The sequence below is a fragment of the Neobacillus sp. DY30 genome (assembly GCF_030123065.1).
Classification (GTDB): domain Bacteria; phylum Bacillota; class Bacilli; order Bacillales; family Cytobacillaceae; genus Neobacillus.
Genome location: NZ_CP126093.1, coordinates 1,566,672 through 1,590,789, shown reverse-complemented (window position 1 = coordinate 1,590,789; position 24,118 = coordinate 1,566,672). Strand labels below are relative to the sequence as shown.

Genomic DNA, 24,118 nt, shown 5'->3' with positions numbered 1-24,118 from the left:
AAGAATTACCCTCCCACTTCATTCATTTCTATGCTAACCGCATGTGCTATACAAGGAATTGATTCTTTCTGCTGAAAACTAAGCGGCGATAGCAATGCTCCAGTTGCGACCACTAATATTCGCTTATAGACTCCCTGTTTCATCTGATTTAATAGATGACCATATAAAACCGTTGCTGAACATCCTGCACCACTCGCTCCTGCTTGAACAGGCTGATCATCCTTATAAATTAATAGTCCACAATCTCGGAATTGTTTTCGCTCTAAATTAAGCCCGTTTTTATTAATAAGTTCAAAGGCCGTGTCGTGTCCGATTCTCCCTAAGTCACCGGTAATAATTAAATCGTAATAGGAAGGATCTAATTCCAAATCTCTAAAATGTGCCATAATGGTATCGACAGCTGCAGGTGCCATAGCCCCGCCCATATTAAAAGGATCAGACAATCCCATGTCTATAACTTTTCCTATTGTAGCCGATGTGGTAACGGGGTACTGTTGGCCAGGGACATTCTCAGTAACCAGGCCTACCCCTGCACCTGTAACCGTCCATTGTGCGGTAGGAGGTTTTTGTCCTCCATACTCCGTTGGATAGCGGAATTGTTTTTCAGTTGCAGCATTATGACTAGAAGCCCCAGTTAACACATTGCGTGCCCCTTTGTAATTAACCACAAAAGACGCTAATGCCAATCCTTCCATAGATGTTGAGCAAGCACCAAACAGTCCGAAATATGGTATTTGCACAGTTCTCGCTGCAAAGCTAGATGGAGTAATTTGGTTAATCAAGTCCCCTGCAAATAAAAATTCAATTTGTTCCTTCTTCATCCTTGCTTTTTCTAAAGTAGTCGTTATAGCCCCTTCAAGTAAAACTTTTTGTGCTTTTTCGTATGAATCCTGTCCCATCCATAAATCTTCATGCAAAATATCAAAGTCATCTGCTAAGTTGCCATTTGCCTCGAAGGGTCCGCCGGAGACACCAGTTGCCATGATCATTGGTCTGTTTTGAAAGATCCAGGTTTGCTGCCCTTTTAACAATTACAAAACCCCCCACATTCCAAGTAACGTTTTTATAAGCGCAACAACAAAAGCAGAAAACACCCCGAAAAGAATAACCGAACCTGCAAGTTTAAACATATTTCCTCCAACACCTAACACGAATCCTTCAGTCCTGTGTTCGATAGCTGCAGATATCACAGCATTTCCAAAACCTGTTACAGGAACAGCACTTCCTGCACCTGCAAACTGTCCAAGACGGTCATAAACACCGAAACCTGTTAGCAGCATTGATAAAAACACCATGGTTGCAACCGTTGGATTGCCGACATTTTGTTCAGTAAAGTGGAAAAAATATATATAAAAATAACTTATTGCTTGACCAATTGTACAAATCAGTCCTCCTACCCAAAACGCCTTAATACAATTCTTTATTACAGGTCGTTTTAATTCATGCTTCTGTTGAAGCTGTTGATACTTTTGCTGATGGGGCGTCATTTTTTTCTGCTTACTCGCCATTTGCTGTCCATCCCTTTCCTTACTTCATATCAGATGTCATTTTTACGATTTCGTTTAACCGTTTTTCAGCCTGTTTATCAGAAAGGCTTCCATTATTTTTTCTTTCAACAAGCCGTACTGCCTCAAGAAATATTTTATAGTCACTTGAAACTGTGAATTGTTCCTTTGGGTATTTCTTTTCCAATCTTTTGGTTAAGTCCTTTTCAATTTGCTTCATTCTAAAACGCTGCATATGCTTCACTTTATATACCACAAGTACATCATTTTTCCCCTTCACTACAGCCACATCATAAATTTCATCAATACTCTCAACTTCCCTCTCAATACTCTCAACTTTTTCCTGGCCGTTATTTTTTTCGGTAACAATCGGGTTAGGATTGGTCGTTTTTATGAGAGCCAATTGGCTGTCTTTCTCTGTTTGTCCCTGGCTGCAGGAAACCAATAATGTTATGCATACACTTAAGATTACTCGAATTATGTAGACCATTTCGTTCCCTTCCCTTATCTTTAGTATAGAACTATCACTACAGAGTAGTTTTTTCGAGATTGCCGTAAATTATGACAAGGTTAGGATAACTTTTGTAAATGATTTAATTGCTAAAAAAAAACTGCCGTCATATATCGGGCAGTTTAAAGAGTTATTTTTGAGTTTTTTTGCCGCAGCCACAGCCTTTTTTTCTTGTAGATTTCTTTGTTTGAGTTTTTTTTGTTGTTTGTGTTTTTTTATTTTCTCGAATCACTTTCACCACTCCCATACTTAGTCCTACTAATATGGTATGAAATAAATCAAGGACTTGTCTCGGGCGGACAACTATTTTAGCTGAATTATTTAAATCCAAAGCTGAACGATAGCTTCTATTATTGCTGCCAAACCTGCCACAGCAAATACGAGGATGAACGGTATGAATACAGCAGGTAAAAGCAGGTATCCTATTACCACTGCAGCCGAAACCCAAACTCCTGTACACCAATAACAGCTAAGCAGCTCCCCTATGAATTTTTTTATCGGTGTACCCTTTGGAACGTAATAGACCTCAAGTGTTCCCTCTTCATTTTCTTCTTCCATCTCATCAAAAAACGGATTACGGAGAAACTCGGTGATTTTATCAAAAACAATTAGCCTAGTTAAGCGAAAGCAGGCCAATGTTACTATTATAAACTCTAAGTAATCAATGTTCATTAAACCCTTGTCCTTTCTTGTAGTTAGCCTAATTTTTATTAAGAAGGCGATTGTCCGTTACCCAATTGCCGCTGCTGAAATATGTTAGTAATGTAAGATATATATTACGGACAGGAGGAGTAATTAATGGGTTGTGGCAGAAATAGCGACTCTCGCAGTCATAACGGCTGTGTCTGCGATGTAGTACGTGCAATTAAAGACATCCAGGATAATGCGGTAGATGATGAGTGTGTAGATTGCCCCAGTTGTTTCTTGGAACCGCTTGGTTCATTAGTTTCACCAGCTAGAAGAGATCGTGCTGATACTCGTGTATTTGTATTAAAAAACGCTGATGGCTCGCCATTCCATGCGTTCTTTAGTGGAGAAAATAATGCTTGCGTATCAATCTTCTTCCGCGTTGAAGATGTATTTGATAACTGTTGTGCAACACTTCGCGTGCTAATTCCAGGACGCAGCGATAATGGAGGCTTTGTGCCGGTAAATCTTGTTGCAGGCGGAGACAGATGCTGTATTAACCTTGAAAGAGTCTGTCAGGTTAATCGCTTCAGAGCAAGCAATGACTGCATTACAGTTGATTTAAATTGTTTCTGTGCAATACAGTGTATTGCCGATGTAGATCTTGGTCTTTGTGACTAATACTTGTTAATAAAATGAGCCAGTCGATTAACCCGGCTGGCTTTTTTTGTTTATCGCTTTATTCCAATCATCAGGACATCATTTAAACTCTTGAACGGAATCGTTTCAATTGTTTGATCTGGAAATCGAATGGTTATATCTTGTTCGCTGTACTCGGCTAAATAGCCCTGGTAGTTCTTTTCATCAGTATAAAACACACACGGAACAGGTGGTAATGCTTTAGGGAAATTGCTCAGATATTCTAACCGCTCCATAAGATTCATTTCCTTAAAGCCTTTAACCCGATTAAATGTACGTTTTTTTTCGTTATTGCTTTTAGATTTTTCTTCCTGCTTCACTTCTTTTACTTTGTGCTCAGTCTTAGCCAGTGAGACCTCGGGGACTTTCTTGCTGCTCTCCTCCTCAAGCTGTGGTTCCTCAATCGGCAGTTGAACCTCCTGCCTGTTTGTAAAAACTTCCTGCATGTTTTTTACAGGCGTATCCAAAAAGGTCTGTGAAACATAAAGTAACGGACCTCGTTTTGTCTTTTTCTCCATCCAATTCACCTCCATTTACCTAGCCCTACACTCTATATGTATGCAAATTGCCTATACTAGTTCTTAAAAATTTGGCATAGAAAAGCCCGCTAATTAAATTAGCGGGCATAATCATTTATTTAATATGGAATCCTGAATCAACGTGAATATTCTCACCCGTGATACCCCGAGACAGATCACTGAATAGGAACAGTGCAGTATCACCGACCTCTTCTGGTGTTGTCGTTCTGCGTAACGGTGCTTTTTCTTCAATCACTTTAGTAATAGAATTAAAATCGCCAATACCTTTCGCTGATAGAGTTCTTATAGGACCGGCAGAGATTGAGTTGACACGAATCCCATCTTTACCTAGGTCTTCAGCCAAATAACGAACGCTTGCGTCTAAAGAAGCCTTTGCAACACCCATAACATTATAATTCTGAATGACGCGTTCTCCACCTAAATAGGTAAGGGTGACAATACTTCCACCTTCTGTCATTAGCCCTCTTGCCTCTTTTGCTACAGCGGTTAGTGAGTAAGAACTAATATTATGTGCCAACAAGAAGCCTTCTCTTGTCGTGTTTAAATATTCACCGCTTAATTCTTCTCTATTTGCAAATGCAATACAGTGTGCAATACCATGAATGGTACCTACAGCATCCTTAATTTCAGCAAAACACTTAGCCACTTCCTCATCCTGTGTTACATCACATGGAAGAACAAGAGTACCTTCTGCTTCTAATGATTCCGCCAATTCTCTAACACTGCTTTCAAGTCTTTCTCCTGCATAAGTGAAAATTAATCGGGCTCCTGCATTATTCAGCGACCGGGCAATTCCCCATGCAATACTTCGTTTATTTGCAACACCCATTACAACATATGTTTTTCCTGCCAAAGAAAGATTCATATAGAAATAGTCCCCCTGCTTTAAAAATTTATATTAGTTATTAGTACTTGGTACTAATATTACACTATTTAAGAAAAAATGAAAAGCAGCAGTACTTAAGAGCACCTAGTACTCGAGTTCCCTTTTCAATTCATCGACATATTCCTTCGTACCAGTAACAATCAAACGATCATTTAACAGCAGTTCAGTGTCACCATGAGGGACTATAGAATCCCTTCCACGGAAAATCCGCACAAAAATAACATCTCCTGTGAATGGAAACCTTCTTAATGTCATTCCATCAAACTGTTCATTTTGCATTCTTATTTCATGTAATGATGTTTCTTGGTTTGTTAAAATGTTAATAACACTCGGTGTTTCAATTAAGGCACGAAGCAATGTTTTCGTTGACATGAAGGATGAGAAAACCTCAACTTCCTTCTCTCTAAGGCTCTGCTCGAGTTCGGGACCTTCGATGCGAACTATTACCCTGGATACTCCCATTTCCTTAGCCTTAAAAGCTAAATCTGCATTAGTCTGTTCATGACCGGTAGAAATAACAATAATCTCATTTTGAAAAATTTTATTTTCTTCAATTGTTTCCAATGAATAATCTTCGATCTCAACTATATCAAATAATGATGTTGAACCCATTTTATCGGATTTTTCCATTTTTGTATGATATAAGACCGGTTCGTAAAGTCCAGACTTAAGTTCCCTTGAAACAGGCAGTGTTACTTGATTTGCCCCTAAAAATGCAATTCTTATTTTTGGAAGTACAGCCACTTCTATTGGAAATAATTTTTTAAAAGCAATCGGTGTAAAAATAGACGTGATGACAGCTACTAATATTAGTGTCCCACTCATCTCTGGAGTAATAACCTCCATACGCTCTCCAATGGTAGCAGCTGCAATTACTAAGGAAAGTGTAGATGTAAGTAAGAAACCTGAAGCTAGGACAGTCTTTGTATCGTACCAAATTTTCAATAAATAAACCGGGATAAGCTTTGAAAGTAAAAGTCCTACTAATAATAATGGGATTAATAACAATAACTTCTTATCTGCAAAAAGCGACCAAATATCTAGTTCAACACCAATCATTACAAAAAAGATTGGAATTAAAAAACCATATCCGAAGGAATCTAGTTTATGGACCAGTTCTTGGTTTGGTGAAAGAAGAGAAACTAATACTCCTGCCAGGAATGCTCCTAGTATATTTTCTGCCCCTACTGTTTCTGAAAGACCTACTAATACGATAATGAGCATAAAAACAGCACGTGTCCCAATTTGTACGGTCCCTTTTGACAACGTTTCTAGTAAGGGCCGATTTTTAAACTTTTTACCAACAAAATATAAAACTAATCCAGCTGCAAACAAAATCAGCAACAGCCAAATATTCCCCTGTCCTGGGTCAGAAATAGACACAAAGACAGCCAAAAGGATCATGGTCACTAAATCGGCTACAACAGCAACCAATAATATAATTTGGCCAATATTGGTCTTCATTAGGTGCGCTTCTTTTAAGGTGGGAACGACGACCCCTAACGAAATTGTTGATATGATGAGAGTCATTAAAAAGGCATTTTCAATAAAACCAGCAAACACAAACAAATAGGATAAAGCTAATGAAAAGATAAATATTCCTGTAAAAATCAAAGTTGAGACCATGAAAGTGTTCGGTTCTTTTTTACCGCTTGGAAGTGTGACAGGTTTCTTGTTTCCTGTGAAGGCAGTAAAATCGATTTCCAACCCGCTTAGAAACATCAAGAAAATAAATCCCAGTGTAGATAGAGTCGATAACCACATATCCTCATGGACCACATTAAAACCGCTTTTTCCAATCACAAGCCCCATAATGATTTCTGCAACCACAACAGGGATAAAATTTAATTTTAACCTATGGAGTAGGATTGGCGTTACAAAAGCAACTGTGACAACAACTAATAAAGAGATAACAGAAGCGTGCTGTTCCATAAGTCGTCCTCCTTCGTTTCTTTTTATAAAAATTACTAAAACAACAAAAAATATAGATAAGGGGGGAATCATTTCAATGAAACTTGATATTATCGGTGATATACATGGATGTTTACCAGAGTTTGAAGCCTTAACCAAAAAGTGCGGTTATCAATGGAAAGATGGAATTCCCATACACCCAGAAAACAGGCGTTTAGCCTTTGTTGGGGATTTAACGGACCGTGGTCCATCTTCCTTAAAAGTTGCTGAAATAGTCTGGCGGCTTGTTATCGAAGAGAAACAAGCATTTTATACACCAGGGAACCACTGTAATAAGCTTTATCGTTACTTACTTGGTAATAAGGTCCAGGAAACACATGGACTTGAAACTACTGTTGCAGAATATAAGTCGCTACCTAAAAAAGATCAGCGGTCAATTCGAGATAAATTCATCGACCTTTATGAAAAATCACCGCTTCACTTAGTATTAGACCAAAATAAGTTAGTTATCGCGCACGCTGGAATAAAAGAAGAATTTATCGGAAAAACAAACTCTAAGGTTAAGACGTTTGTTCTTTATGGAGATATAACCGGTGAGAAACACCCTGATGGTTCTCCTGTTAGAAGAGATTGGGCGAAACAATATACGGGTAACGTAATAATCGTATACGGTCATACCCCAGTAAAAGAACCAAGAGTAATCAATAATACATATAATATTGATACTGGGGCCGTTTTTGGCGGCAAGTTAACGGCGCTTCGATATCCTGAGTTGGAAATCGTTTCTGTAGATTCTACTATGCCATACATTAAAGAGAAGTTTAAAGAATTTGAATGAAAATAGGGAAAATAATCCTAGATGCATCGACAAATTTCCTAGGAAATCACCATAAAACGCAAAAGGCTGACCATTTTATAGGGCAGCCTTTACTATTTCCTTCATATCCAAAGGAAGTGGTGCAGTGAAATTCATTTCCATGCCGGTAAAAGGGTGTAAGAAATGTATTTTTTTACAATGTAATGCCTGTCGCTTAATTAGGAGAATATTTCCACCATATAAATCATCACCCAGTAACGGGTGACCTATAAAAGACATATGAACCCGTATTTGATGAGTTCGGCCAGTCTTAAGCTCTAATTCAACATGAGTAAACTCTTTATACCTGTTCAATACTTTATACGCTGTACATGCATATTGCCCATCATTTCGTACTTCTCGTTCTATTATACTGTCAGGCCTCCTGCCAATTGGTTCTTCAATAAAGCCGAATTCTAGTTTTAAACTTCCCTCAGCAAATGCTTCATAAGTTCTTTTAACATGACCATTTTGCTGCTGCTTACTAAATAAATGATGTACATGCCGATGTTTTGCAATTAATACAATCCCTGAGGTATCTCGGTCTAAACGGGTTACAATATGGGAGGTAGCTCTAATGCCAATTTTTTCATAGTACCCAACCAAGGCATTTGCCAAACTACCTTTTGGATGCTCCCTAGATGGTATGGTACTCATCCCCGCTGGTTTATTAACAACCAATATAAACGGATCTTCAAAAAGAATGTCCAATTTTATTTGCTCTCCTATTACACCTTCACTGGGGTTTTCAGGCGGAAAAACAACCTTAATGGTATCATCCTTTTTTAAAACATAACGGACGGTAACCTCCGTGTTATTAACTAGAATTTTGCCACCTTTAAATTTTATATCGGTTAGTGCAATTCGAGATATTTCTTTTTCTTTTAGGAATTCTTTGATCGATAGACCTTCATAATGTTCAGTAATAACCCACTGTAATTCAAAATTTGGTTTCATGTTGCTCCTCCAGCGTGACGATTAATCCGAATCTGATATAAAGGAGTCATGGACCCTCTTCCAGAAAGGAAATGGACGGAATCGGGCAAAGCGAATTTTTTCATCTGGAACCCTGAATTGAATGGATTTTACATCCTTATGAAGCAAAGTAAGATGATCAACGGTTACTTGAAAATCTGGACGATTAACCGGTTTTAACATACAGGTATGATGTGATGGCAGAATTAGCGGTGAGCCAACTGTACGGAAAACCCGGTTATTAATCGAAGCCATTTCAGCAACCTGCAAAGCTGATATAGAAGGATGGATAATTGCCCCGCCAAGTGCTTTATTGTATGCCGTACTGCCAGATGGCGTGGAAACACATAGACCATCACCCCGAAAGCGTTCAAAGTGCTGTCCGCGAATTTCTACATCCATAACCAATGTCCCCTCAATACTTTTGACAGTAGATTCATTTAGGGCTAAATATCGAGATTCCTTTCCAGCATGCTGATACCGAATGATTACTTCTATTAAGGGATATTCGACCACCTGATATGGAGTTTTGGCAATTGCAATTACAAGTTTTTCAATTTCATCAGGTGTCCAGTCCGCATAAAAGCCAAGATGGCCAGTATGTATTCCGACAAAGGCTGTTTTATCCAAGCGGCTGCTGTATCGGTGAAAAGCATATAAAAGTGTTCCATCTCCACCAATCGAAACGACAATATCCGGTTGATCCTCATCGTAGATAAGATCAAAATCGAGTAAATAAGTACGCATTTTATGCATCAAGATATTCGATTTTTGATCTCCCTTAGATGTAATCGCAAATTTCATAAATGTCTTCTCCTTGTAATGAAATACTTACAATGCTATATCAGCTTTTCTCTTCTTGTTTGAACTCCTTATTTCTTGTAAAAAATGCTTGCGCCTCTTGAATTTCACCACGAATCAAGGACATTTCCTCATCAAGTCGAAACGCTGCCTCTGCAGCACTTTGCAGCCGCATTTTAATATCAGCTGGAAATATACCTTTATATTTATAATTTAGCGTGTGTTCTATTGTGGCCCAGAAGTTCATTGCTAATGTCCTGATTTGAATTTCAGCTAGTATTTTCTTTTCCCCGTGGATTGTTTGTACCGGATAACGTATCACAACATGGTAAGAACGATATCCGCTCGTTTTTTTATGTGAAATATAATCCCTTTCCTCAACAATTTCTAGGTCATTTCTATTCCTTAATAAGCCTACGACATGGTGAATATCATCCACGAATTGACACATGATACGCATACCGGCAATGTCCTGCAATTCCTCTTCCAATTTATCTAGTGGAATCCCTTTTTGATTAGCCTTATCAAGAATACTTGCAATTGGCTTGACTCGTCCAGTCACAAATTCAATAGGCGAATGGCTGGAGTCTAACTCAAATTGTCCTCTCATACCCTTTAATTTTATTTTAAGCTCTGAAACTGCTTGTTTATATGGAGCTAAGAATTGGTCCCAATGCTTCATGATTCCACCTCAATAAAAAACTATTATATGTTTAAAATATCCCTTCTACCTTTGTGACCATCTCTTCACCATAGTTGCTATTTCCTCTTATGTTGTTGATAACTTCAACTAATTCCTCATTAAAATTAGTTAACTCTAATTCTTCCTCACCGAAGTGAAGCCATACCGGTAATTGTTTTGTTAATGTCTCTTTTAATAATGGCCAAATTGATTCAGGAATCTCGATATATGTATACCCATCTTGATTCTCCATTAAGTAAACAAAGGAAAATTGCTTTGAATCAACAAGAATTTGTTCTGCTTGTGTTAATCCTGTAATAGCCTCATTTGCTTGTAATAGTAATTTATTATTTGATATGTTCGCCTTGCTAATTAATATTCTTTTATTCATAATTTTTACCTCCACCTGCCTACTATTTTAGCATAATCTATCCATTTCACCCAAGAATTGCGGTTCGGTCAAATGCTAAGATAAAATAAGGGGATGAAAGGAAAGGGATGGACTAACGATGTCAGAGACTATTGAAATTGAATTTAAAAATCTACTCACAAAAGTGGAGTATGAAAACCTGCTTAAGGAATTTAAAGTAAAGGAAGACCAAATCATCAGCCAAACAAATCATTATTTTGATACACCCAGTTTTTCATTAAAGGAGTTAGGTTCAGCTTTAAGGATCAGGGAAAAAAGTGGGCAGTATGAAATGACATTAAAGCAGCCAGCTGCCGTTGGTCTGTTAGAAACGACACAGTATATAACTAATAATGAATTCCTGGATGCGATCAAAAATGGAATACTTCCTAAGGGGCTCATTCATAAGCGTTTGGAACAACTCAATATATCATTTACCGATATTGTATATTTCGGCTCTCTTTCAACAGATAGGGCTGAATTCCCTTATAAGAATGGACTGTTAGTATTAGATCACAGCACATATCTAAATACTGAAGACTACGAGGTAGAATACGAAGTGGACGATTATCAACTTGGTCAAGCTGCTTTCAAGGAGCTGCTCAATCAATATAGTATACCTTTACGAATAACCCCCAATAAAATCGCTCGGTTTTACCAGCAAAAAATATAAGCGGTTTATTTGAGATAATAAAAATGCATTGATAAAATAATAATACAAACATATTTAAAGGAGTTGTCAACATGAATGAGAAAAAGCCTACTCCATATGAAGCCATTGGCGAAGAAGCCTTACAACGCCTAGTGAATACTTTCTATGGTCTAGTTGCACAACATCCTGATCTTGCACCAATCTTTCCGAATGAATTTTCCGAAATTGCCCGTAAACAAAAGCAATTCTTAACACAATATTTGGGGGGACCACCGTTGTATACTGAAGAGCATGGTCATCCGATGATGCGTGCACGACATTTGCCTTTTCCCATAACTCCTATCCGTGCAAAAGCTTGGTTATCGTGTATGAAACTAGCGATGGACAAGACTGGATTAAAGGGTCCGATAAGGGATGAATTTTATTCAAGGCTCTATCTTACTGCTCAACACATGATAAATAAGCCAGATGACTATGAGATAACAGGTGAAAATTCGTGAGTAACCCTTGGTTCACGTCAAAGCAGCAAGTCTACAATTATGACAAGAAGCCACTCGAAATATATATGTTCATTGATCCTTTATGCCCAGAGTGTTGGGCACTCGAGCCGATCCTAAAAAAGCTGCACATTGAATATGGACGCTACTTTTCCATTAAACATGTTCTAAGTGGAAATATTGCAAACTTAAATGTTAGCAAAAAGAAAAATTACGAAGTGATTGCAGAATTATGGGAAAAGACAGCAAGCAGATCAGGAATGTCCTGTGATGGGAGCCTTTGGCTAGAAGATCCGGTAGCTTCCCCGTATATTGCTTCTGTTGCAATAAAGGCAGCAGAACTGCAAGGCAGACGAGCAGGCATACGGTTTCTTCGCAAGGTACAAGAAAAACTTTTTATTGATAAACAAAACATCTCCCATTTTGAGGTTCTAAAATCCTGCGCAACGAGTGCAGGATTGGATGTCGAGGAATTCATTTCTGATTTCCATTCCGAAAGTGCGGCAAAAGCATTTCAGTGTGATTTAAAAATCACTGCCGAAATGGAGGTACAAGAAATCCCCACCCTTGTATTTTTTAATGAGAATGCCGAAGATGAAGGAATTAAAATTACTGGTTCTTACCCGTATGAAGTCTATGTTCAAATTCTTGAAGAAATGCTTTCTGAGCAGCCAGTAAAAAATCAGCCGCCGCCATTAGAGTCATTTTTGAAGTATTTTAAGTTTGTGGCTTCCAAGGAAATCGCCGTCGTTTACAACATGTCTATTTCTCAGGTTGAACGAGAAATGAAAAAACTGCTTTTACTTCAAAAGGTTGAACAAATGCCAGCTAAATATGGGACTTTTTGGCGGTATGTAGAAGATTAGGCATAAAAAAAAATGAAAAGACCTTGCAGTTTTCACTGCAAGGTCTTTTTCTATTAATACGAACAAAGGGGATGGGAGAAATTTTTCACGGTCAAACAAAGGGGTATATGTTTGTTGTGATTAACTTCACGTATAGAATATACCATGTGACTGGACCCGTTGACAATGCGATTGTGCTTTATTTCACATAATTGTCAAAATATCATATTATTCTTTTTCGGACAATACACTATAACTAGCGGATTACAGTAACCTCAAATAAAAGGTGGCATGACGAATGAAGAATTTACCCGTTATTTTGATGGTTCTTTTTATTTTTTTCGGATTTTCTCTCCATATTCTTGCGTTAATGAAGATCTTTCCTTTGATTATTAGTATTCCAATTTTTTTTATTGGAATTTTTATGTTTCTTTTTTACCTGAATGATAGAAAAAGATTTAAAGGATTTTAAAGGGAGGGTACCCATTGTACTCTCCCTTAGCTTGTTATGATAATAACTGTTCTAATTCATTTAATTTTTCTTCGAAGACTTTACATGCGTCTCTGATTGGGTCGGCGCTTGTCATGTCTACTCCTGCTTTCTTTAGTACTTCAATTGGGTAGTCAGAGCTTCCTGCGCTTAAGAAATCAATATAACGTTTAACCGCTGGCTCTCCTTCATCTAGAATCTGCTTGCTTAATGCTGTTGCTGCACTAAAGCCAGTAGCATATTGATATACGTAATAATTGTAATAGAAATGTGGAATTCTCGCCCATTCTAAGCCGATTTCCTCATCAATTACTATATCCTCTTCACCGAAATACTTCTTATTCAAAGCATAATATTCAGCGGTTAATGAATCTGCTGTTAAGGCCTCATTATTTTGAGCCTTCTGGTGAATTAAATGCTCATATTCAGCAAACATCGTTTGACGAAATACAGTGCCTCTAAAACCTTCTAAATAATGATTTAATAAATAGATTCGTTTTTGCTCATCATCAATTGTTTTTAGTAAATAATCATTTAATAAGGCTTCGTTACAGGTTGAAGCCACCTCTGCAACAAAAATAGAATAGTTTCCGTAAGGATATGGCTGGTTCTTTCTAGTATAGTAGCTATGGACAGAATGGCCAAACTCATGAGCCAAGGTAAATAAGTTATTCACATTATCCTGCCAATTCATAAGAATATAAGGATTTGTTCCATATGCTCCTGAAGAATAAGCGCCACTTCGCTTTCCTTTATTTTCGTGAACATCTACCCAGCGGTTTTCAAATCCCTCTTTTAGAATTTGTGAATATTCCTCCCCCAATGGAGCAAGCCCTTTTATCACAAGCTCCTCTGCTTGTTTATAAGGAATTTCCATTTTTACATCTTTTACAAGAGGAGTGTAGAGATCATACATATGCAGTTCGTCTACCCCTAAAACTTTTTTTCTAAGTTTAACGTAACGGTGCAATAAGTGTAAATGATCGTTTACCGTGTTGACTAAATTGTCATACACGCTTTCAGGAATATTATTGGCCGAAAGTGCCGCATGCCTGGCAGAATCATATTTTCTAATTCTCGCATTAAAATTATCCTTTTTCACATTCCCGCTAATTGTACTTGCGAAGGTATTACGGAACTTTCCATAAGTGTCGTAAACAGCTTTAAAGGCATCATGGCGTACTCTTTGGTCGGCACTTTCTAGAAAACGGATATAACGGCCATGGGTAATTTCTACCTCCTGACCACTTTCATCTTTTACGGATGGGAACTTTAAATCTGCATTATTTAACATTCCGAAAGTGTTACTAGAAGCATCCATTACTTCACCAGCTTCCGCTAACATCGCTTCCATCTCTGCTGACAAAACGTGCGGCCGCTGAAGATTAATTTCCTCAATCGCATGCTCATAAAGTTTTAGTTCCGGTTTTTCATTGATAAATCCATTTACCTTATTTTCATCAAGTGATAAAATTTCAGGAACTATAAAGGCTAATTGACTGCCCGCTTGTGAATACAAATTTTTCATCCTGTCATCTAATCCCTGATAAAAGGAATTGGTTGTGTCCTGGTCATAACGCATATGGGCATATGTATAAAGCTTTCCAATTCTTTCGAGCAGCTTATCTTGAAATTGGAGAGCATTATAAAGAGTATCAGCACTCTCTCCCAGTTTCCCTTCAAACTCTTTAATCCCCGATATTTGGCTCTTTACTTCTTGAAATTCATTTTCCCACTCTTTATCGTCAGCAAAGATATCTTCCAATCTCCATGTATCTTCAACAGGTACTTCACTTCTAGAAGGCAACGCCTTTACCGCAGCTTCGTTTGCCATATTTCATCCTCCATTCAAAAATTATTCGGACTACGAAAAAATTTTACCCTGTTAATATTCTCCTTTTTTATTATTATTCCTTTATTTTTTTTAGTTTTACCCATTATATTATGCCCTAAAGTTATTTTTCATTTATATTTTCTCAAGGAGGGACCCATATTTTTGGTAAAATTCTTTCCTGCGTTCTTCCTTTTCCCGATTTGATTTTGGGATGGAGATTCTACTCCGAAGCTGAAAAACTGTCTCACTTCTTTTTATAACGATTCCAAGTTTCTCTAATTGAAACAAATATTCCTTCACTGCATGAAAAGATTTTTCATTCTTAAGTTGGGGGACCCTCCTTATGATAATTTCGTTTTTCAATATTCTCTTGTTGAAATGTCTTTCAACTTCCTTCAAATCAATAAGTTCTTTAGGGATTTTATTCTGTAAAACATCTAAGTAAAAATAGGTTTGCCATATAAACGCAGGTGTTTGAATGAATAAGGATCGCCGGCTAGGTATACCGATTTCTGGAGGGAGTAAATATAAGTTGAGGTTATTCACATAAATCTCGCGAAGAAATCGATTTAGCTCTGGATTGGGATGGAGCGACCAGTTCAGCATAAATTTCTCCATTTCCAAAGACCATTTAAAAAAGTTAAAATAATGGATTATTTGCGGTGCTAGCAGTTCTTCAATTTCAGTTTTATCGATTAAATGATGGGTGATATTTGCGGTTGCATTTTTTGTGGAATAAGGACGGACAGAACTGAGGATTTTAAATTGCTTTTCTTCGGGGCAGTATGAAGGAAGCATCAATTGATTGTCCTTGGTTTTTCTCAAAAAAGAATAAACAAAGTTTGACAAAGAGAAGATGTTATTCCTTTTTGCTTTTATATGTTTACTCCCTATGATCCAGAGAGGATTATAATTCTGTTGGTAATAGACCTCTGTTCGCTTGATAAATATTTCTTCTGAAATAGGCGAACACTGGTATTCCAATGCGTATTTTTCTTCACCATATCGGAAAACGATATCAGGGCGCTGTTTAATAATAGGATCATAAAATTCCAATTCTGCAGGAATTCCTTGCCAGACGAGCCACTGATAAAGTTGAAGTTTTCCTTTCATATGATATATCGTTTCATTTTCATAAAAATCCCTGCAAACCGTTCCACTTCTATGGGCAAAGTGGTTAATTCTCTGTGTCCCCAATTTAAGAGAGACACGCTCTCCACATGCTGGACAGAAAAATACCTCTTTACTGCGAATGTCCGCAAGATTCTCCTTGTTATATTCCTTACCTAAGTTTAAAATCGTACCTGATTTTGTTTGTGCTGTAAGCAATGGTTATCTACCTCCTTTTCTATCTAGATTCGTGTTATCCATAAAGAAATCCTTTTTAAAATAAAAAGAAAACCCGCCATTATGACGAGTTTGTGAACTTAAAGCAGCGGTGATAGCAGCCTTGCTGTCGACTCAATTAATCTTAGCCCTATATGTCTCTTTCCAAAAGATGTTAATTCTAGCTGGTTCGCATATTCTAGATCATTAATATACTCTGCAACTAGTTTTTGAGTACTTTTTGTTCGAAATAAAAAGGCATTTACCTCAAAATTCAAATGAAAACTACGCATATCCATATTAGAGGTTCCAATGGAAGCAAGCTCATGATCAACAATCACGATTTTACTATGCATGAACCCGCGTTCATATTCATAGACCTTAACACCAGCTTCCAACAGCTCAGGGAAGTAGGATCTTGAAGCATGAAAGACAATCCGTTTATCTGGACGGTTAGGAACAAGCAATCTTACATCGATTCCGCTAAGAGCAGCCACTTTAATCGCTGAGAATATATCTTCATCAGGGATAAAGTATGGTGAGGCAATCCAGACAGATTCCTTTGCAGAAGTAATCATGGAAAAAAAGATATTCTTAATAACACTCCATTCATTATCGGGACCGCCGGCAATTAATTGAACGCCTCCATGATTTTCTTCATCGATTTGTGGTGACAAATATTCTGCTGTTAAGAAGCTGTGGTTGGTCATGTAATACCAATCTTGTAAAAAGATTAACTGCAGTGACCTTACAGCTTCCCCACGCAGCATTAAGTGGGTGTCCCGCCAAAAACCATAAGTGTCACTCCTTCCAAGGTATTCATCTCCAATATTTAGCCCGCCTACAAACCCAATCATTCCATCAATGACAATAATTTTCCTGTGATTTCTGAAATTAAATTTATTATTTAAAAATGGCAGCTTAACTGGTCCGAAACCAACTATCTCTATCCCTGCATTCTTAAGATCATTAATATATTTTTTTGATAATCTCCAAGAACCTACTGCATCATATAAGAATCGTACCTTTACCCCCTGTGCAGCTTTTTCTATAAGAATTTTCTTTATTTCTTGTCCAATTTCATCATCTCTAACAATATAATATTCCATATGTATATGATGTTTGGCTCTATTCAATTGCTCAAGAATGTGACGAAAAGTTTCCTCCCCGTTCGTTAATACCTTCGTGGCTGTATCAAAGGAAATCGGACTGTTACCCAATTTTTGCGCCAAAGTAAATAGCCTTGCTTGGTGCTCGGCCATTAATTCCAATTTTTCTTCACTTCGCGGGTCATTTTCACCCTCTACGGTCAAGAATGCTTGTTTATCAAGAAAGTATTTTTTACGATACATTTTCTTCTTACGGTAATTCCTCCCGAAAAGTAGATAGAAAAAGAAACCCACTAGCGGAAAGCTTCCTAAAACAACAAGCCAAGTAATTGTTTGTGTCGGATGTCGATTCTCTAAAAATATTACGAATCCTATAAAAATAACAGACAGCGTTATTAAAAGGCTCAAAAAACCAAATATTCCAACCTGTAAGTACACCTTAAAGAAAAACATAAGTATGGATAGAACCAGGACAAACAATACAACCCTTACTGTGTTTTTCAGTTTCATCACCCTCAAAAAGATTTTAAACCTATGTAAAAAATACCGATTTCAATAATCGAAATCGGTACGTTTATTTAAAATGTTTTCTTATTTCGCCAAAAACATTCTCAGCAATTATCTTCTTACCATACTCCTGAATTCGATGGATGGTTAATTGTGTTTCATAACCGTATTCCAGCAAAATACTTAGGATATCATCTATTTCGTCCTCTTCAAACAAATCTTCAGGAAACTCAGTATATATATAATATTTATTATCGAAATTGTACAATACAGTGATTAGATCATCGAGTCCACCACGATTTGACAACATAATAACATCTTCAAAATCTTTAAAAGCAATTAAGAACTCTAAAGACTCTTCTTCAAGTAAAAGGTCATCGTCATCGTGTTGTCCAGGAGTGAAATGCTGATCCAAGATACCTTCAATATTACCATCAACAGGTAAATCCTTTAACTTATCATTTGGTATTGGCAGCTCAAACTTTTGTCCATCTTTCGATACCTGTGCTTTTGTTACCAGTATTTCTAAACCTTTCTCTAACGCCTGCACTTGAATCCACAGCGGACCTTCGACAACAAACTCTTCCTCTTGATGTACTTCATCCATCATTTCCCAGAAGAGTTCCTCACTTCGCTCCCGATTGTACCAAATTTCTTCACGGTCAAAGCCGCGTTCTTCTATATCACCATAAGAAATATAAAACTTTACTGTATTCTCATTAATTCGTTCGATTTCCATCGTTAACTCTCCCTTCCGTTTCCTTATTGAAGGGACAAAATACCCCCGGCAGACAATACTTTTTAGCAATTACCCAAGTAGAAAGGATCTATTATTGTATTGTAAAAAGAATATAATCCTTGTACTTTTCATTTTATGACAAAAGTATTAATTTGGGAAATAAATTTACCTGTAATTGCAAAAACCATTAATTTGCCTATTAATTAGATATTCCTTACATTGTAACAAAATGACACAGAAATCTCAAATCAAAAGGGGTGCAAAAAAGCCTTCAGTTTGAAGGCTTAATCTTATTTGTTTAATTAACCATACGCTGTGCTTCTCTTAATTGGAAAGTACGTACTCTTCTTGGGAGGAACCGTCGAATTTCATCCTCATTATACCCAACCTGCAGACGCTTTTCATCAATAATAATTGGACGGCGTAACAATCCAGGATTTGCCTTGATTAATTCGAATAGATCCTGCAGCGGCATTGTATCTAAGTTTACATCTAACTTTTGAAAAGTCTTTGATCTTGTAGAGATAATTTCATCTGTACCATCCTCAGTCATGCGAAGGATTTCTTTAATTTCTTCGATTGATAGCGGCTCAGAAAAAATATTTCTTTCAGTATATGGAATTTCATGTTCTTCTAACCATGATTTTGCTTTCCGGCATGATGTACAACTTGGTGAAGTGTATAATGTTACCATTTGTCTCCACACTCCTCTTTTAATTACTATCCAAATCTATAGTAAATCTATCAAAGTAATTATTCTTGTTTAAAATTATTATAAATAAGTAATTTATATCATTAATTATACACCACTGTTTCTAAAAAAGGTATCCTTTTTTCAAAATTTATTAAATGTCAAACTTTTAGCCTATTTTATTTTTCATTATATTAGACGAATAAATAGCAAAAAAGTTTCATCCATTTTATACCCGGAAAGATTCTCAATTAAACCTCAATTATTGAAAACGCCTTCATTTTTGTGCGAGTTTTAATGTTTTTATTGTTTTACCTCTTTTAATACCGCTCAAGTTCTTATAAAATATAAATTAGGGGAAATAAACAAACAGTTGATTATAACTTTTGATTTGATTATGGAGGTATTTTCATGGTTGGATACATAGCTGATTTATCGATGGTTGCGATTTTAATTATCGGGATAACTGCATTTATGGGTGTAGTGACGAATGGCTTCGGTGAAAAAGTTTTTGGCGGAAAAAAACGCTCTGAATTCGTTGACCAAAGCGCAAGATTCCAAACAGGATGGAAAACCGTTGGCGGGAAGAAGAAGTAAGTTTTGGTTGACTTGATTCCCAATATACAATTATTTATAATAGTATTAAATAAATTTGTTTAGCGATGACAAAGAGTAGTAAGTATTTTGAACCGATTCAGAGAGTTTGTGGCTGGTGGAAACAAACACGGAAAAATACTGAATGGACTTTTGAGCTTCTTTCTGAACTTCTTAAGGAATAGTAGGAAAAGACGTATACCTTGCGTTAAGAGGAACCAGACTTTCGATTTTAGATCGTTCTGGATTGAGTGACTCTTTTGAGTAATTTAGGGTGGTACCGCGAACCATTCGTCCCTATCGTTTATTGGGATGAATGGTTTTTTTATTTATATATAATTAGGAGGATTTCGGTCATGAAAACAATTTTTTCAGGTATTCAGCCAAGTGGTACGATTACACTTGGAAACTATATTGGAGCAATGTTGCAATTTGTTGAACTGCAAAATGATTACAATTGCTACTTTTGCATCGTCGACCAACATGCGATAACGGTTCCGCAGGATCGCTTAGAGCTTCGAAAAAACATCCGCAGCCTAGCGGCCCTTTACCTAGCAGTCGGGATCGACCCAGAGAAAGCAACCCTGTTTATCCAGTCGGAGGTTCCTGCCCACGCTCAAGCAGGATGGATGATGCAATGTATTTCTTATATAGGTGAGTTGGAAAGAATGACTCAATTTAAGGATAAATCATCTGGTAAAGACGCGGTTTCAGCAAGTTTACTAACTTACCCGCCATTAATGGCTGCTGATATTCTTTTATACAATACTGATCTTGTTCCAGTTGGCGAAGATCAGAAGCAGCACATGGAATTAACGAGAGATTTAGCTGAACGCTTTAATAAAAAATACGGAGATGTTTTAACCATCCCCGATATTCGCATTCCTGAAGTCGGTGCAAGGATTATGTCATTACAGGAACCTACTAAGAAAATGAGCAAATCTGACCCAAATAATAAAGCTTTTATCACACCTTTAGACGATCCAAAACAAATTGTGAAAAAAATTAAAAGTGCAGTTACAGATTCTGAGGGAATTGTTAAGTTTGATAAAATCAACAAGCCGGGAATCTCTAACTTGCTATCGATTTATTCCATTCTCGGTAATAAAACGATTTCAGAACTTGAAGAAATGTATCAAGGCAAAGGATATGGCGATTTCAAAGGCGATTTAGCCCAAGTAGTCTTAAATGTATTTGAGCCGATTCAAGAAAAATATAATCACCTAATGGAATCAACAGAACTTGACAGAATCCTGGACGAAGGCGCTGAAAAAGCAAACCAAGTAGCCAGCAAAACCCTCAAGAAAATGGAAAACGCCATGGGATTAGGCAGAAAAAGAAGGTAACAAAACAGGTCACGGAAGTTATGAACTTCCGTGACCTGTTTTTAATTTACTTTTGGGCCGTGCTCCATTTCCCATAGCTTTTCAAAAAATGGCTGACCTTTTATTAAATTCTCACAAAATGTTTCATGTTTTTTAGACCAACCGTATTTCGTCTCCTCAAACAACTGCTCCCATGCTTTCTCAAAATTCAATTCCTGAATTGCCGAATAACGCTCTGGACACCATTCAGTGAACCAATAGCGCACTTCTGCTTCGTTCTTAGATGTATGTAATTGATCAAGTGCCATAAATAACAGCTGTTTTAGCTGACGCTCTTTTCGCGTTAATCCCGTCATTAATTCTGGCTCAGGTGATAATATATGAAAATCCTTATCCACTGAATTCTGTTGAAAATGATATTTTTTTGCATCATGATTGGCAATCATTTCGTAGACAAGCTGCTCTTGCCTCGGTATGAGCCTGCTCTTCCTAATCGGTATGGAATATCCTATTGTATCAACTGCTAAGATTCCAACCCCATCTGTAACCACAAAACAATATTCAAGTTGAACTCTTTCATGGTTTTTCCTTAAATATGCCTTTTGAAAAATATCATCTAGAAGCTGTTGAGGTAATTCTGAGAGATCGTTCTCAATATAGTTAAAGAGAATCGGTTCTACTTTTAACAAAGGAGCTTGGTCTAACAACTCTACACCGTCATCTTTGCGCCATTCATGAAAGTGGCACACATTATATCCGTTTTCTTCACCTTCAAACCAATTTACCCAAACATCATGAAGATACAACATTGTACAACCCCTCACTTCAAGAAACTGTTTGTCAATCAGTATGGGCAGACATAAGTTAATTTATTCCTTAAGAACCAAATACTCTTTGTGAAGTACACAAAAAAAAAGCCTACTTTTTTCGGCCTCTTTTAGTATGGTTATCATCCGTCATTAAATACTTTTTTGCAGGCATTGTAAAGGATAGTTTTGTAGAATAATGATTTTGGCGATAATACTCTTCAACAATTTTAAAACCTGCAGCATATCCAAGTAATTTAGGAATCCTGCCCGACCCATACAACAGGTCATCATGTTTCCTATCACTTTTTTTTATGTCTAAGCTGTCCTCTAAAAATCTTCTCCACAAATCATCTAGTTCTGCTCCTGAATACATCGTACACCAATCCGCTAAATAGTTTCTGCCGCAATGAACCAAAACAGAGTATTCGGCGAGCCCTTCGATAATGATTGAATCCAGCAATGTATAATCGTCAAATCTCTTAGTTTGTTTATTTAACCTGCAGATGTGATGATATTCATGAACAAATAACGCCTCTAACTCTTGTAGTGTTAAGCTGTCGGAAAGAAACAAAAACATTTTATCGGGATAAGAAACCCCGCCTTTCACCTTTTCCTCTTGTCTGAAAAAGAAACTTCTATTTTGTCCAATAGGAAACAGATAGATAGGAATATCAGGACCCTCCCATTTCCTCTTATATTCCTGAAAAACACCATCCACTTCTTCCCAAATCCTTTTTTCCTTCATAGTTTTGAAAATTTCCTTGGTTCTTTGGGAGGCTCGGTACATCCCGTAATTAGTTAATTGATTATAGACTTTTGAAGCACTTTGACCCTTGAAAACAGGGAGCAGCTTTTCGCATATTTTTATCGGAGAATCAAAATCCTCCTCCAGCCACTTATCTGTTCGAATGATGCCCATACCCTCACTCCATACCATATCATTTTTTACATATTATGAATGATATGAAAAGTGGTTCGAGTTGGTTGTCCTACTAAAAGAAAAAAGCCGACCAGGTGTATTATCCTGGTCAGCCCGCTTATTTTTCGTATTTTTTGAAGACGATTGTTGCGTTATGTCCGCCGAAGCCTAAAGAGTTACTCATGGCTGCTTTTATTTCTTTTTGACGAGCTTTATTTGGGACATAATCTAAGTCACATTCTGGGTCTGCCGTTTCATAATTAATGGTCGGAGGGAGAATGCTATCTTTCATCGCAAGGACAGTAAAGATTGCTTCAACACCACCCGCTGCCCCAAGAAGATGACCGGTCATTGATTTTGTGGAACTCATTGCCAGCTTGTATGCATGGACCCCAAAAACTTCTTTCACAGCAAGCGTCTCAAATTTGTCGTTATACTCAGTACTAGTTCCATGAGCATTAATATAATCAATTTCTTCAATATTTAGTCCAGCGTCTTCAATGGCCATTTTCATTGCACGGGCACCGCCTTCACCACCAGGGGCTGGGGCTGTTATATGATACGCATCACCTGTCGCACCATAACCAACGATTTCCGCATAAATTTTTGCACCGCGTGCTAATGCGTGTTCTAATTCTTCTAGAACAATAATACCTGCACCTTCACCGATAACAAAGCCATCACGGTTTTTATCAAATGGTCTGCTGGCAGTCTTTGGATCAGGGTTTGTAGAAAGAGCGGTATTCGCACAAAAGCCGGCTACTGACATTTTTGTAATTGGCGCTTCTGCTCCACCGGTAATCATCGCGTCCGCATCGCCACGCTGAATGACTTTAAACGCGTCACCAATTGAATTCGTTCCTGTTGCACATGCGGTTACGGTACAAGAATTAAAGCCCTTTGCTCCAAGTGTTATTGAAACCTGACCAGTTGCCATATCAGGGATCAACATCGGTACAAAGAAGGGACTTACCCTGCGGTAACCTCTTTTTTGAAAGATTTCATATTGTTCTTCAAATGTTTCCATTCCACCAATACCGGAACCAATCCACACACCAATACGATGCGCATTTTCATCCGTAATCGTTAATTTTGCATCTTCAACTGCCATCTGTGCTGAAGCAACAGCATACTGAGTAAAGCGGTCCATTTTTCTAGCATCTTTTCTATCCATAAAGGATTCAGGATTAAAGTCGTTAATCTGTGCAGCCACTTTTGCAGGATACTCATCTGCATTCACTCGTGTTAAAGGGCCAATCCCAGACCTTCCTTCAATAATCCCTTTCCATGTTGTTTCAACATCGATACCAAGCGGGGTAACCGCTCCTAAACCTGTAACCACAACCCTGCGCTTATCCATATAAGACATCTCCTTTAATA

At 37.4% G+C, this 24,118-nt stretch carries 27 protein-coding genes and 1 other annotated feature; of the genes, 7 read left to right on the top strand and 20 right to left on the bottom strand.

Annotation, left to right across the window (positions count from 1 at the left end; all coding sequences use genetic code 11):
* Positions 1-5: 5 nt before the first annotated feature.
* The 5 genes from spoVAD to QNH29_RS07760 all read right to left on the bottom strand — a co-directional run bounded on the left by spoVAD (position 6) and on the right by QNH29_RS07760 (position 2,688).
* A complete protein-coding gene (gene spoVAD, locus QNH29_RS07780) occupies positions 6-1,031 on the bottom strand; it encodes a stage V sporulation protein AD (protein ID WP_283864245.1) in 1,026 nt (341 codons plus the stop codon).
* Positions 1,032-1,508, bottom strand: coding sequence for a stage V sporulation protein AC (gene spoVAC / locus QNH29_RS07775; RefSeq protein ID WP_283864244.1), 477 nt, complete (start codon positions 1,506-1,508; stop codon positions 1,032-1,034).
* 19 nt (positions 1,509-1,527) lie between these two features.
* A complete protein-coding gene (locus QNH29_RS07770; RefSeq protein ID WP_283864243.1) occupies positions 1,528-1,995 on the bottom strand; it encodes a YhcN/YlaJ family sporulation lipoprotein in 468 nt (155 codons plus the stop codon).
* Between the two features lie 151 nt (positions 1,996-2,146).
* Positions 2,147-2,347, bottom strand: a complete 201-nt coding sequence (locus QNH29_RS07765; protein WP_283864242.1) for a hypothetical protein — start codon at positions 2,345-2,347, stop codon at positions 2,147-2,149.
* On the bottom strand, positions 2,338-2,688 hold the full coding sequence (locus QNH29_RS07760; RefSeq protein WP_283864241.1) for a DUF1360 domain-containing protein: 351 nt from the start codon (positions 2,686-2,688) through the stop codon (positions 2,338-2,340). The genes QNH29_RS07765 and QNH29_RS07760 overlap by 10 nt, the downstream gene beginning before the upstream one ends.
* A 126-nt stretch (positions 2,689-2,814) precedes the next feature.
* Here QNH29_RS07760 and QNH29_RS07755 point away from each other — a divergent pair, with 126 nt between their 5' ends.
* Positions 2,815-3,324 carry a CotY/CotZ family spore coat protein gene (locus tag QNH29_RS07755; protein ID WP_283864240.1) on the top strand — a complete coding sequence of 170 codons (510 nt, stop codon included), beginning with the start codon at positions 2,815-2,817 and terminating at the stop codon, positions 3,322-3,324.
* A 50-nt stretch (positions 3,325-3,374) separates the two neighbouring features.
* On the opposite strand, the gene QNH29_RS07750 is transcribed toward QNH29_RS07755, so the two are convergent.
* The 3 genes from QNH29_RS07750 to QNH29_RS07740 form a co-directional block, all read right to left on the bottom strand.
* Positions 3,375-3,860, bottom strand: a complete 486-nt coding sequence (locus QNH29_RS07750; protein WP_283864239.1) for a CotO family spore coat protein — start codon at positions 3,858-3,860, stop codon at positions 3,375-3,377.
* A gap of 115 nt (positions 3,861-3,975) precedes the next feature.
* Positions 3,976-4,746, bottom strand: a complete 771-nt coding sequence (fabI, locus tag QNH29_RS07745) for an enoyl-ACP reductase FabI (protein ID WP_283864238.1) — start codon at positions 4,744-4,746, stop codon at positions 3,976-3,978.
* 105 nt (positions 4,747-4,851) lie between these two features.
* Positions 4,852-6,699, bottom strand: coding sequence for a monovalent cation:proton antiporter family protein (locus QNH29_RS07740; RefSeq protein WP_283864237.1), 1,848 nt, complete (start codon positions 6,697-6,699; stop codon positions 4,852-4,854).
* Between the two features lie 76 nt (positions 6,700-6,775).
* Between QNH29_RS07740 and prpE the strand changes: the two genes are divergently transcribed.
* Positions 6,776-7,516 (top strand): bis(5'-nucleosyl)-tetraphosphatase PrpE, encoded by a 741-nt coding sequence (prpE, locus tag QNH29_RS07735; RefSeq protein WP_283864236.1) that lies wholly within the window; start codon positions 6,776-6,778, stop codon positions 7,514-7,516.
* 75 nt (positions 7,517-7,591) lie between these two features.
* Here prpE and QNH29_RS07730 read toward each other — a convergent pair whose 3' ends face one another.
* Genes QNH29_RS07730 through QNH29_RS07715 form a run of 4 tightly spaced genes read right to left on the bottom strand, consistent with a single transcriptional unit; the run spans position 7,592 to position 10,383 of the window.
* Entirely contained in the window at positions 7,592-8,491 is a 900-nt protein-coding gene (locus tag QNH29_RS07730) for an RluA family pseudouridine synthase (protein ID WP_283864235.1), read from the bottom strand.
* Between the two features lie 21 nt (positions 8,492-8,512).
* Positions 8,513-9,313: an NAD kinase gene (locus QNH29_RS07725; protein ID WP_283864234.1), complete on the bottom strand. Its 801-nt coding sequence runs from the start codon at positions 9,311-9,313 to the stop codon at positions 8,513-8,515.
* Between the two features lie 40 nt (positions 9,314-9,353).
* Positions 9,354-9,992, bottom strand: coding sequence for a GTP diphosphokinase (gene yjbM / locus QNH29_RS07720; RefSeq protein WP_283864233.1), 639 nt, complete (start codon positions 9,990-9,992; stop codon positions 9,354-9,356).
* 31 nt (positions 9,993-10,023) lie between these two features.
* Positions 10,024-10,383 (bottom strand): UPF0738 family protein, encoded by a 360-nt coding sequence (locus tag QNH29_RS07715; RefSeq protein ID WP_283864232.1) that lies wholly within the window; start codon positions 10,381-10,383, stop codon positions 10,024-10,026.
* Between the two features lie 118 nt (positions 10,384-10,501).
* On the opposite strand from QNH29_RS07715, the gene QNH29_RS07710 reads away from it, so the two are divergent.
* The 3 genes from QNH29_RS07710 (at position 10,502) to QNH29_RS07700 (ending at position 12,416) form a co-directional block, all read left to right on the top strand.
* Entirely contained in the window at positions 10,502-11,074 is a 573-nt protein-coding gene (locus QNH29_RS07710) for a CYTH domain-containing protein (RefSeq protein WP_283864231.1), read from the top strand.
* Positions 11,075-11,145: 71 nt separating this feature from the next.
* Positions 11,146-11,553 (top strand): globin domain-containing protein, encoded by a 408-nt coding sequence (locus QNH29_RS07705; RefSeq protein ID WP_283864230.1) that lies wholly within the window; start codon positions 11,146-11,148, stop codon positions 11,551-11,553.
* The gene (locus tag QNH29_RS07700) at positions 11,550-12,416 is read left to right on the top strand and encodes a ClpXP adapter SpxH family protein (protein ID WP_283864229.1); all 867 of its coding nucleotides are present in this window, start codon (positions 11,550-11,552) and stop codon (positions 12,414-12,416) included. The genes QNH29_RS07705 and QNH29_RS07700 overlap by 4 nt, the downstream gene beginning before the upstream one ends.
* Before the next feature lie 485 nt (positions 12,417-12,901).
* Here the strand turns inward: QNH29_RS07700 and pepF are convergent, their stop codons facing one another.
* From pepF to spxA, 5 genes are all read right to left on the bottom strand, one after another.
* Positions 12,902-14,719 (bottom strand): oligoendopeptidase F, encoded by a 1,818-nt coding sequence (pepF, locus tag QNH29_RS07695; RefSeq protein ID WP_283864228.1) that lies wholly within the window; start codon positions 14,717-14,719, stop codon positions 12,902-12,904.
* A 132-nt stretch (positions 14,720-14,851) separates the two neighbouring features.
* On the bottom strand, positions 14,852-16,048 hold the full coding sequence (locus QNH29_RS07690; RefSeq protein WP_283864227.1) for a competence protein CoiA: 1,197 nt from the start codon (positions 16,046-16,048) through the stop codon (positions 14,852-14,854).
* 98 nt (positions 16,049-16,146) lie between these two features.
* Positions 16,147-17,658: a cardiolipin synthase gene (gene cls, locus QNH29_RS07685; RefSeq protein WP_283865555.1), complete on the bottom strand. Its 1,512-nt coding sequence runs from the start codon at positions 17,656-17,658 to the stop codon at positions 16,147-16,149.
* A gap of 70 nt (positions 17,659-17,728) precedes the next feature.
* Positions 17,729-18,400, bottom strand: a complete 672-nt coding sequence (gene mecA / locus QNH29_RS07680) for an adaptor protein MecA (RefSeq protein ID WP_283864226.1) — start codon at positions 18,398-18,400, stop codon at positions 17,729-17,731.
* A gap of 298 nt (positions 18,401-18,698) precedes the next feature.
* Positions 18,699-19,094: a transcriptional regulator SpxA gene (gene spxA, locus QNH29_RS07675; protein ID WP_045519743.1), complete on the bottom strand. Its 396-nt coding sequence runs from the start codon at positions 19,092-19,094 to the stop codon at positions 18,699-18,701.
* Between the two features lie 408 nt (positions 19,095-19,502).
* Between spxA and QNH29_RS07670 the strand changes: the two genes are divergently transcribed.
* Both QNH29_RS07670 and trpS read left to right on the top strand, forming a co-directional pair.
* Positions 19,503-19,688: a hypothetical protein gene (locus tag QNH29_RS07670; RefSeq protein WP_283864225.1), complete on the top strand. Its 186-nt coding sequence runs from the start codon at positions 19,503-19,505 to the stop codon at positions 19,686-19,688.
* A 56-nt stretch (positions 19,689-19,744) separates the two neighbouring features.
* Positions 19,745-19,987: a binding site (T-box leader), on the top strand.
* Between the two features lie 54 nt (positions 19,988-20,041).
* Positions 20,042-21,031: a tryptophan--tRNA ligase gene (gene trpS / locus QNH29_RS07665; RefSeq protein ID WP_283864224.1), complete on the top strand. Its 990-nt coding sequence runs from the start codon at positions 20,042-20,044 to the stop codon at positions 21,029-21,031.
* Between the two features lie 41 nt (positions 21,032-21,072).
* On the opposite strand, the gene QNH29_RS07660 is transcribed toward trpS, so the two are convergent.
* From QNH29_RS07660 to fabF, 3 genes are all read right to left on the bottom strand, one after another.
* Complete coding sequence (locus tag QNH29_RS07660) at positions 21,073-21,819, bottom strand: YjbA family protein (protein WP_283864223.1); 747 nt, start codon at positions 21,817-21,819, stop codon at positions 21,073-21,075.
* Between the two features lie 109 nt (positions 21,820-21,928).
* A complete protein-coding gene (locus QNH29_RS07655) occupies positions 21,929-22,738 on the bottom strand; it encodes a DUF2268 domain-containing putative Zn-dependent protease (RefSeq protein ID WP_283864222.1) in 810 nt (269 codons plus the stop codon).
* A 118-nt stretch (positions 22,739-22,856) separates the two neighbouring features.
* Positions 22,857-24,098 carry a beta-ketoacyl-ACP synthase II gene (gene fabF / locus QNH29_RS07650; RefSeq protein ID WP_283864221.1) on the bottom strand — a complete coding sequence of 414 codons (1,242 nt, stop codon included), beginning with the start codon at positions 24,096-24,098 and terminating at the stop codon, positions 22,857-22,859.
* Between the last annotated feature and the right edge of the window lie 20 nt (positions 24,099-24,118).